12 protein-coding genes are annotated in these 10,375 nt (G+C 42.4%); 3 read left to right on the top strand and 9 right to left on the bottom strand.

Going from position 1 to position 10,375, the window contains the following annotated elements; genetic code table 11:
- Positions 1-383: 383 nt before the first annotated feature.
- The 8 genes from mutT to ORI98_RS14960 all read right to left on the bottom strand — a co-directional run bounded on the left by mutT (position 384) and on the right by ORI98_RS14960 (position 7,073).
- Positions 384-782 (bottom strand): 8-oxo-dGTP diphosphatase MutT, encoded by a 399-nt coding sequence (mutT, locus tag ORI98_RS14995; RefSeq protein ID WP_306135767.1) that lies wholly within the window; start codon positions 780-782, stop codon positions 384-386.
- Between the two features lie 29 nt (positions 783-811).
- A complete protein-coding gene (yacG, locus tag ORI98_RS14990; protein WP_188842440.1) occupies positions 812-1,039 on the bottom strand; it encodes a DNA gyrase inhibitor YacG in 228 nt (75 codons plus the stop codon).
- A gap of 49 nt (positions 1,040-1,088) precedes the next feature.
- Positions 1,089-1,823, bottom strand: a complete 735-nt coding sequence (gene zapD, locus ORI98_RS14985; protein WP_261299865.1) for a cell division protein ZapD — start codon at positions 1,821-1,823, stop codon at positions 1,089-1,091.
- A gap of 1 nt (position 1,824) precedes the next feature.
- Positions 1,825-2,433 (bottom strand): dephospho-CoA kinase, encoded by a 609-nt coding sequence (coaE, locus tag ORI98_RS14980; RefSeq protein WP_306135766.1) that lies wholly within the window; start codon positions 2,431-2,433, stop codon positions 1,825-1,827.
- 12 nt (positions 2,434-2,445) lie between these two features.
- Positions 2,446-3,375 carry an A24 family peptidase gene (locus ORI98_RS14975; RefSeq protein WP_306135765.1) on the bottom strand — a complete coding sequence of 310 codons (930 nt, stop codon included), beginning with the start codon at positions 3,373-3,375 and terminating at the stop codon, positions 2,446-2,448.
- A gap of 62 nt (positions 3,376-3,437) precedes the next feature.
- Positions 3,438-4,703, bottom strand: coding sequence for a type II secretion system F family protein (locus ORI98_RS14970; protein ID WP_306135764.1), 1,266 nt, complete (start codon positions 4,701-4,703; stop codon positions 3,438-3,440).
- A gap of 112 nt (positions 4,704-4,815) precedes the next feature.
- Positions 4,816-6,525 carry a type IV-A pilus assembly ATPase PilB gene (gene pilB, locus ORI98_RS14965; RefSeq protein WP_306135763.1) on the bottom strand — a complete coding sequence of 570 codons (1,710 nt, stop codon included), beginning with the start codon at positions 6,523-6,525 and terminating at the stop codon, positions 4,816-4,818.
- 65 nt (positions 6,526-6,590) lie between these two features.
- Positions 6,591-7,073, bottom strand: a complete 483-nt coding sequence (locus ORI98_RS14960; RefSeq protein WP_306135762.1) for a prepilin-type N-terminal cleavage/methylation domain-containing protein — start codon at positions 7,071-7,073, stop codon at positions 6,591-6,593.
- A 276-nt stretch (positions 7,074-7,349) separates the two neighbouring features.
- Here ORI98_RS14960 and ORI98_RS14955 point away from each other — a divergent pair, with 276 nt between their 5' ends.
- A complete protein-coding gene (locus ORI98_RS14955) occupies positions 7,350-7,499 on the top strand; it encodes a hypothetical protein (RefSeq protein ID WP_306135761.1) in 150 nt (49 codons plus the stop codon).
- A gap of 286 nt (positions 7,500-7,785) precedes the next feature.
- On the opposite strand, the gene nadC is transcribed toward ORI98_RS14955, so the two are convergent.
- Positions 7,786-8,664 (bottom strand): carboxylating nicotinate-nucleotide diphosphorylase, encoded by an 879-nt coding sequence (gene nadC, locus ORI98_RS14950; RefSeq protein WP_306135760.1) that lies wholly within the window; start codon positions 8,662-8,664, stop codon positions 7,786-7,788.
- A gap of 181 nt (positions 8,665-8,845) precedes the next feature.
- Here nadC and ampD point away from each other — a divergent pair, with 181 nt between their 5' ends.
- Both ampD and ampE read left to right on the top strand, forming a co-directional pair.
- Positions 8,846-9,397, top strand: a complete 552-nt coding sequence (gene ampD, locus ORI98_RS14945; RefSeq protein WP_306135758.1) for a 1,6-anhydro-N-acetylmuramyl-L-alanine amidase AmpD — start codon at positions 8,846-8,848, stop codon at positions 9,395-9,397.
- Between the two features lie 77 nt (positions 9,398-9,474).
- A complete protein-coding gene (gene ampE / locus ORI98_RS14940) occupies positions 9,475-10,326 on the top strand; it encodes a beta-lactamase regulator AmpE (RefSeq protein ID WP_188842457.1) in 852 nt (283 codons plus the stop codon).
- Positions 10,327-10,375 lie beyond the last annotated feature (49 nt).

Here is a 10,375-nt window from a genome sequence, read left to right as displayed (position 1 = left end):
GTGTCGAAAAATTATACCAAATATTTGTCATTGATAGTGTGGCCGAGATGCCCACGTGAGAATAGGTCATTTCCAGGTGCCAAATTTCTCGTAAAGAGAGTATCAAGCCCATTGCTAACCTAACGGGCTTTTTTACATCCGAAACTTGAGCATAAAAGTAGTGTGGCCGATATGCCCACGTGAGAGTCGGTCATTTCCAGGGTAAATGTCTAGGCAACTACACCTAGCTTTTAAAGTTCCAAGGTAACAAGCTGTCGATATCGGTTTCTGCGTAGAAGGCTCTTCAAGATGATTGTTTATAGATTACTAATTATGTCCCGTCCTGAGATAAGTTGACACATTGGAGACTTATCTAAGGACTAGACAATATCTTACGCATAATTCTAGCCTAGCTCAGCTAAAATCTTATCAACGATGGGTTGATTGGCCTCAGGAAAATCAAATTCTGCTAGGTTATAAATGGGGACCCAACGTATTTGTTGATTTTCTAAGCCGAGGGCTTCATTGGAAAAATCTTTTACTAAATGAATATCTAAACGAACATGCTTATCTGGGTAGTCATGGCTAATATCCATAAATGGACTTGAAGCTGTAACATCTAAATTGACTTCTTCTTTTAGCTCTCTGATTAGCGCCTCTGTCACTGTTTCATTCGCTTCCACCTTACCACCAGGAAATTCCCATTTTCCTCCTTGGTGAAGGTGTCCGTGCCTTTTAGCTAATAAAATATGCTTATCTTGATTAATGATGACACCTACGGCGACATGAACACGCTTTTGCATAATAAATTCCGAATTATCCCAGTTGAAAACTAATCTTGTTTAAAAAATGCAGATTCGTTTAATCCTAAATCGTCGTAACCTAAGTCATCATACATATCTGGGTCTAATGGGGTTTTCACTGGGATGGCATGTTTCTCATCAGCCCAATCACCTAAATCGATCAGCTTACATCGCTCGCTACAAAATGGTTTGAATTTGGCTTCAGCAACCCAATTCACTTGAGTTTTGCAGATGGGGCAATTAACGGTAATAGGCATAAGTTTCTTCTTGCACGGTAAATAATAGCATTAACCGATCTTAAAAGGTTTAGGTGCAAGTAGCCAGAAGGAATTGAATTGTTTTGTCTGTGTGGCGTTGTTGTTCAAAATCCACAAAGTGGATGGCATAACGATTTCTATGTCCGCTGATTGTTGGATAACAACCTTGAGATGTATCAATTTTTACTCGGATTAACGATAAAGCCTGTGCACTGTCGCCCTGATAAAAACCGGCTTTTGCATCTGCAGGCGTAAAATCTGCTGTGTTGCGGATTAACTCGAGTAATAAGCTGATTGGGGTAAGCAGTGGTTGATATTGGTCTATCCAACATTGTAGATCTAACTGTCTTTCTTTCCAGGGTTTGCCTAGCCAAAAGTGCAGTTGCGGCAGGTCAAAGTTACAGCACGCTCCAGGCATACCGAAACGTTGGCGCAACGCTGAAATAAACTTATCTTTTTTTAGATGAATGCCAATTCTATCCGGCATTTGTAATGGTGCTTTAGCTTGAGTTAAACGATTAATAATGTCATTAATTTGCGCTTTGTCTACATGTGGTAGCTCAAGCCATTTGGATAATAGCGCTATATTTCGATCAAGGTCTTTGAGTACATCAGACCGATAATCACACCTGTCGGTTAATTCACAAAGTGAAAACAAGGGGTAAAAACAACGATGCTGATGATCTTGAGTCAGATTATTCTGCAATTGCGTCGACAGGTACTCTAACCGTAAATAACTACGAATTTTTTCATTTAAGGGCTGTTCGTATATTAAGTCAGTCATGTCAGTTTGGTGTTTTCGCTAATTCCAAGTATTTATGATGTAACGAAGCCACTTTGCTTCGTAACGCATTTAATTGACCTTGATTATCGATGATATCATCAGCTTTTGATAATCGTTGTTCACGTGGCATTTGGCTCAATATAATTTGCTCGACTTGAGTTGATGCCACCTTATCACGTTCACTCGTCCTTGAAATTTGCAACTTAGGATCTACGTCCACCACCAAAGTTGTATTGACTAACTTATCTAACCCATTTTCAAATAGCAAGGGAACAACCATAATGACATAAGCTGAATCAGCTTGCTGAACTTGTTTTAGCATGGTATTGCGGATCATCGGGTGTAATAAGTTATTTAACCAATCGCGCTGGTGTGGCTGGTTAAAAATAATCTCACGCAATGCAATTCTATTTAGGCTACCATCGGTTTGGCAAACATCCGCGCCAAAGTGTTCGATAATCCGTGTTAAGCCCTCAGAGCCTTTTGCAACCACTTCTCTTGCTACGATATCGGCATCAACTAGGGTTATGCCAAGCTCAGCAAACAAATTGGCCACTGTGGTTTTGCCGCTACCAATACCGCCAGTTAATCCAACAATGAATTTAGCCATGTCAGTAGTGCCTTATACTAAGGTGCTGAGGTACCAATTAATAATTTCTTGTCCCCATATCAATGCTATCCAGCCAGCAACCGCGATATAAGGCCCAAAAGGAATGGGTTTGCCTGCGTGAAGCTTTTTAGTGGCAATCATGGCGATACCAATAATGGCACCCACTAATGATGATAATAGAATAATCATAGGCAGCATTTGCCAGCCTAACCAGGCACCAAACACCGCCATCAGTTTAAAATCACCATAGCCCATGCCCTCTTTGCCGGTGGCGAGTTTGAATAGCCAAAACACTGACCATAAACTTAAATAGCCTGCCACAGCGCCAATTAATGCATCGGTAGGGCTTGCAAACACGCCTTGGAGGTTGATAATTAAACCAAGCCATAGCAAAGGTAAAGTTAATTGATCCGGTAATAGCATTTCATCTAGGTCGATGCCGGTTAATGCGACAAGAAAAAACGTCAGTATGGACGCTAAGATAAACTGGGTAGTAGGGCCAAAGTAAAAGGCTAATGTCGCAACCAATAATCCGGTTGTTAATTCAACAATAGGATAACGAGCAGAAATCTTGGTATGACAACTGGCGCATTGCCCTTTAAGCATTAACCAACCCAGTACAGGTAAATTGTGCCAAGGCTTAATGTCACTTTTACATTTGGGGCAGGCAGAACCAGGGACCACTAAATTGTACTTTTCGGGAAAAGCATCAATCGGTTTAGCGAGTCTTTTTTCATCGACTTGTTTGACAATATCCGGGTGATATTCATTTAAGTAATAGTTACATTCACTTTGCCACTCGCGTTTCATCATCACGGGTAAGCGGTGAATCACCACATTCAGAAAGCTGCCAATGGTGGCAGCAAAAATAAAGCTGATACACACAAAAAGCCAAGGGTATTGGCTCATTGTGGTAATAAAATTATAAATAAATTCAGTCATTTTTCTTAATTAGTTTTAATTTGTTTAATTGCTATGCAATTTTCATCTGGTTGACTAGTAGTTTAACCCACCACATTACCTAATTGGAAAATAGGTAAATACATACCAACAATCAGTCCGCCGACTAAGGTACCAATAACGACCATCATGATAGGTTCAATTAGACTCGATAAACCATCAACGGCATCATCTACTTGCATCTCGAAAATATTGGCGACTTTATTCAACATTTCATCTAAGCCGCCAGATTCTTCACCTATCATCACCATTTGGATTAACATATCAGGAAATAGCCCAGTGGTACGCATGGCAACGTTCATCTGCATCCCCGCCATCACTTCTTGGCGCACTTTTAACAAGGCTTTGCGATACACCGCATTGCCAGAAGCACCTGCGGCAGACTCTAGACCATCAATTAACGGCACCCCGGCAGCAAAAGTGGTTGCTAAGGTACGGGCAAAACGGGCCATAGCCGCTTTGTGAAGAATATCGCCAATTACCGGAATTTTGAGTACCGCTTCATCCACCTTATCACGAAACTTTTGCGAGTTACGATGGGCTCGTACAAATAACCATATTCCCGCTACGATACCAATTACAAAGAAATACCATGATGTTTGCAACCACCTTGATATACCGATAATTAATTGAGTAAAGGCAGGTAGTTCTGCGCCAAAACTACTAAAGATGTCCTCAAATTGAGGCACAACAAATAAGAGTAATAAGGTGGTTACCGCAATTGCGACCACCACTACTGCAGCGGGGTAGAACATGGCTTTTTTAATTTTTGATTTGAGTGCTTCGGCTTTTTCTCGGTAGGTGGCGATGCGATCGAATACCGCATCTAAGGCGCCAGAATGCTCGCCAGCCGCGACTAAGTCAACGTATAGATCATCAAAGTAGATACGGTGTGGCCTTAGGGCATCCGATAGCGGGATACCCGATTGGATATCAGATAATATTGTGCCTAATAATAACCTGACTTTGGCTTTTTCATGGCCTCGCCCCAGTAGCTCAAAGGTGGTTACCAATGGCACCCCGGCGGAAATCATGGTCGCGATTTGGCGGGTGATCATCGCGATATCCATCGCGGTGATCTTTTTGTCAGTCTTAAAAAGGGGTTTGGCTTTTTTACTGACGGTTTTTGGGGTTACCCCTTGGGCTTTCAGGACACTTTTTATTTCGGCTACGCTAGTGCCACGCATTTCTCCGGCGGTTTTTTTACCATCACGGTTAACCCCTTTCCACAGGAACTCAAAGACTTTGGGTTGGTGCTTAACATCCTTTTTAGAGGTTCGGGACTTTCTTGTCGCGGCAGCGGTAGCCATAAAGTGATTCCTTGACGTTTATAGGTAATTTTAATGAGTCATAGTGAATATTAGTCTACTTGAGATAAAGCTTATGTATTTGATAAACTAGCGAGAGCCGCTAAGTAGCTAATTAATTGAAGCTGGTGACTCGGTTAATTTCTGCAATACTGGTGACGCCTTGGGTAACTTTGAGTAAACCTGATTGGCGTAAATCACGCATACCTTGCTCCTTCGCCAGCGTGGCTATATGCAAAGAATTGCCGCCTTCCATGATAATGCGGGCAATTTCATCGGACATTTTCATCACTTCATAAATGCCGACTCGGCCTTTGTAGCCTGCAGAGCATAAATCGCAACCACAGGGCTTATAAACGGTAAAACCTTGGTCAATACTTTGCTGGTTAAAACCAAGGCGCAGTAATTCGGCAGTGGGTATGTCTTCTGGTTTTTTGCAGGCTGGGCATAAACGCCTTGCTAATCGCTGGGCAATAATTAAATTAACTGAGCTGGCAATATTATAACCCGGCACGCCCATATTGACCAAACGGGTTAAGGTTTCGGCGGCGGAATTGGTGTGCAAGGTCGATAACACTAAGTGACCGGTTTGCGCGGCTTTAATGGCAATTTCAGCGGTTTCTAAATCACGTATTTCACCGACCATCACTACATCTGGGTCTTGACGCAGGAATGACCGCAGCGCTGAGGCGAAGGTTAAGCCAGCTTTTAAGTTGATATGAACCTGATTAACCCCTTCTAAGTTAATTTCGACTGGGTCTTCTGCAGTGGAGATGTTGCGCTCTTCGGTGTTTAATATATTGAGCCCAGTATAAAGTGATACTGTTTTGCCCGAACCTGTAGGTCCGGTCACCAAAATCATCCCTTGGGGTTTTGCGAGCATTTGCTCATACAGTTCGCGCTGATCATCTTCATAGCCCAGCTTTTCAATACCGAGTTGCGCCGAGGATGAGTCCAAGATACGCATTACAATTTTTTCGCCCCAGATGGTGGGCAAGGTACTGACACGAAAATCGATGGATTTGGTGCGTGACAACTTCATCTTGATGCGGCCATCCTGCGGCACGCGGCGCTCAGCAATATCCAGCTTTGACATCACTTTTAAACGCGCTGAAATGCGGCCGCCTAAATTAACGGGTGGCTCAGACACTTCATGCAATATGCCATCAATACGGAAACGAATACGGTAGCGTTTTTCATAGGGTTCAAAATGCAGATCTGAAGCGCCTTTTCGGATGGCATCGGTGAGAATTTTATTGATGTAAATGACAATTGGCGCATCATCACTGCTGTCTCCAGTAGTTTCGTCTCTACGCTCGGTTTCAGCTACTTCCATGTTGGCTAACGCTTCTTGATCGGCGCCGCCTAAATCTAACCCTGAAATATCTTCTTCAATAATTTTTTCTAACACTTTATGCAGCTTGTCATCTTCAACCAAAATAGCTTCGGCGTGCAAACCAAGGCTAAACTGAAAGTCTTCTAAGGCATTGATATTAGTTGGATCAGACGTGGCAATATAGAGTCGATTACCGCGCTTAAACAAGGGGAGGCATTTATGTTTATCGATGAGTTTTCTATTTAGTAATTCATCTGAAATATTTTGTACATCAAACTCTGCAAGATCTAATAGCGGGGTGCCGTATTCTTCGTAGCATAACTCTGAAATTTCGCGGGCAGATAGAAGTTTTTCGGCAACGATAGTAGATACAATGGATAACTTATTTTGCCTGGATTTGGTTATTACAGATGCAATCTGTTCTTCGCTAAGAAGCCTTTTGCGAATAAATAAAGTTGCAAGACCTAAATGAACTGCTGTTGTTGGCATTAATTAACCTAAATAATATTCGGGAGCGTCAGCTCCCGAATAAATACAGTTACAAATTTGCTGATTTAGCAAAGACCAGCGTCTTTGCAAGTACCTGAGGCAACCCAAGTAATTGAGTTGTTGGCAGTATTACCCGTTAGGATATAAGTGTATGCTTGTATGCCGGTACCAAATATGGGCATCGATGTAACTGTGACAGTAAAAGGACCAGCAGGATTTGCGATTTGAGGTAAAGGATTTGCGGCTGTTGAGGCAGGATCATCCATTAAAGCAGCATCAATTTCTACTTTCTCTACTGACGGTGCAGCAGCCCAATTAGTTGAGGATTCGTCTAAATTTTCACAGCCTCCGCCTGTTTGATAACAGACATCAACAGCTGTTTTAGCCGGAGTAGCGGCAAGCACAACTTCACTGAATTTTGCACGTTGAGTATAGGTTTTATAAGCAGGCAATGCGATTGCTGCCAAAATACCGATGATCGCGACTACGATCATTAATTCAATAAGGGTGAAACCCTTAGCCTTGTTAATTTGGTTAATGCTTTTCATTTTTTCTCTCCGTAAATGTGCTTGGGCCTATCCAATCCTCGGTGCTGAACTGCAGGTCGGGTCGCAAGGTCATTAAACCATCGCGCTTGTTGCAGTGTCAGTGGCATCCATCATTGCCGAAGCCTTACGGGCACATGTTATTAACTATATAGTGATCTGTTTCATTTACTGAAACGAGCCAGTTTTTTATCGTGTTATCAGTGTAGTTGAGTTATTCATATCTTGCAGGCTTTTAAGCCTTTGCCGTTTAGTGTGATTATTGGCTAACTCACTAAAGTGGCAGACATTACATTTAACCAACCTAATGACATTTCGGCTGAGTTGTATATTGCTAAAGTGGTTGATACCCAAAACACCGTTTGGCAGCACTTGAACGATAAACGTCGCGGCATCACAAAAAATGTTTTGGCGTGTTCAATTACCTAAGTAATGATACAAGTTCTGGCCGAAAGGCCATTCGCCTGTGTAAACGTTAGTATAAAGTTACTAAAAATGGAATACTTTTATCATACAAAGGTAAAATAAATGATTAAATATTCTATACTTGGCGATTTTTGTTACAAAACGCTATAACATTTTTTTGACAACTGCTTGTTGGTTAATCATTTTTTGACACTGAGGGTGTTGAGGTCATAAATCTGGCGCGATCAGCTGCGATCGAGAATGAAAACGCCGAGGATCAATCATCAGAGCCTCGACGTTAATATTGCGCTTAGGCTTTTAGTCTTAACGATAAATCGAGCGCTTTAACATGCTTGGTTAATGCACCCACTGAAATATAGTCAACACCCGTTTTCGCAAAATCGGCAAGGGTGTCTAGGGTGACATTACCTGACACTTCTAATTTTGCTCCTTTCCCTGTGGCTTTAAAGGTTTGGTTTAGTGCTACTGCTTCAATCATCATGGTGATATCAAAGTTATCTAGCATGATGATGTCGCTGCCGCCCTCTAACGCTTGGGTTAATTCTGCGATGGACTCCACCTCTACCTCTACCGGTTTATCATGATGAAGTTGACGTGCAGCCTCGATGGCTTGGCTTATGCCGCCACAGGCCATGATGTGGTTTTCTTTGATTAAAAAGGCATCATATAACCCAATACGGTGGTTTTTGCCGCCACCGCAGGTTACCGCATATTTTTGCGCAGTGCGTAACCCTGGGATGGTTTTACGGGTATCGAGTAAACGGGTGTGAGTGCCGGCTAATTTATTAACATACAGCTTAGTTAATGTGGCAACGCCTGATAGGGTTTGAATGAAGTTCATTGCGGTGCGCTCGCCGGTGAGAATGGCGCGGGCAGGGCCTGATAGTTCACATAGCACCTGATTTGGCACCACTAAATCACCATCGTCTACGTGCCAATGCAAAGCCACTTCACCCCCCAGTTGATTAAAGACTTGCTCTGCCCAGGCTTTGCCACAAAATACCCCTTCTTCACGGGTAATCAGGCTGCCCTCAACATGTTTATCGGCGGGGATCAGTTGTGCAGTAATATCAGCCTTAAGCATTTGTTCAATACTTTGGTGCTCGTTGTAGCCTAAATCTTCATTTAATGCGGTTTTCACTGCATGACGGATATCATTTTCTAACATAAGCTAAATCCTTGCGACTACAAAATTACCTGCGTGTTTTACTATCACAGGTTAAAGGTTGTGTGTATGGCGATAGGTTAGCATAACTTTGCCGCGGTTGTGAGTGTGGGCAACATGGTATTTAGGCCATTTTGCTGTTAATTTATGGCTTACATTTGATGCGTTTTAAGATCTCAACTATATGAAAACCCATACAAGTTTATCTTGCGGCTGGTTAGCAAGCGCTAGACGCTGTGTTTCACCTCATTTTAATGCTCGGCCTAATAACGAAGTGAGCTTATTGGTTATTCACAATATTAGCTTGCCTGCTGGGTGTTTTGGATTGCCGCATATTGATGCGTTATTTCAAGGCTGTTTAGATTTAAAAGCCGATGACAGCTTTAGTGAATTAAACGGGTTACAGGTTTCGGCTCATTTTTCAATCCGCCGTGATGGTGAGATTGTGCAATATGTCAGTTGTGATGATAGAGCCTGGCATGCGGGAGTATCGCAGTTTCAAGGGCGAGAAAATTGTAATGATTTTGCCATAGGAATTGAGTTAGAAGGCACTGATTTTGTGGCCTATACCGATGCACAATATCAGCAGCTGACTGAACTTACATTGGAGATTATGGCGCAATACCCTATGATTAACCCTACGCGGATTGTTGGCCATTGTGATATCGCCCCTATTAGAAAAACCGATCCGGGTGAAAGCTTTGATTGGCGACGTTATCGAGATGCGATTTGTTGAGGGTTGTTTGATCCTACACGGTTGTTTTTTGCAGCGAGTTTGCCGCACACATTTATTTTAAGGCTTAAGGATAAACCATGGCATTATTTTCATTGCTCATCGCCATTTTAGTGGAACGATTAAAGTTATTGCCAGTGAATTGGCAGTTTGACAAATTGATGATGCGTTACCATAAGCAATTTTGGGATAAAAAATCATTAACAACCGATGTGGCTATGGCGATTGCGGTGATTTTACCTTCTTTTGTTGTTTTTGGTGTGGGTCTATTAATTAGCGGATTATTATTTGATATTCCCAGTTTGTTGTTATGGGTGGTGGTGGCGTTAGTTTGCTTTAGCCATCAGGATTTACGCGATACATTTAAAAAGTATGTTCAGGCCGCTTGTCGAGGCGATGTGCAAGCTTGTTATCGTTATGCTGGCGAGCTAGATTGCGGCGAATGTATTGATGCCGTTGATGAACGTGACTTAGGCATTAAAGTTGGTCAAAGCGTGGCCTGGATAAATTACCGCTATTACGGTGCAGTGGCATTGTTTTTGGTGTGTTTTGGTCCTGTTGGTGCCGTGTTGTATTGCAGTATTCGCTTTTATTATGATTTAAACATCAAACAAAACCTCTCTTTGCCTTTAATCGATCACTTACAACGTTTGTTTGATTGGTTGCCTAGCCGAATTTTCAGTTTTGGATATGTGTTGAGTGGTCAATTTACTCAAGGGCTAAATGCGTGGCGAAAACGCGCATTTGATGCCCGTTGTAGCGCTAAAATCGTGGTAACGGAAACCGCATTAAGTGCGGAATCTTTGCCAGAAGCAGGCCCCGCGCCGGTGAGTGTGCAGCCTACACTAGCCTTATTAGCTTTGAGTAAGCGTAATTTTACCTTGTTAGTGACGTTTGTGTCGGTGCTGACGATTTTTGGGGTCGTCAGTTAGGTTGATTTTGATGTTTAACCGGTTATTGTCAAATGGTCTGACCCCATAC

The organism is Shewanella sp. ULN5 (assembly GCF_030731885.1).
In the GTDB taxonomy this organism is placed as follows: Bacteria; Pseudomonadota; Gammaproteobacteria; order Enterobacterales; family Shewanellaceae; genus Shewanella; species Shewanella holmiensis.
Note: the sequence above shows the minus strand (reverse complement) of the source record. Positions and strands in the feature narration are given on the sequence as shown.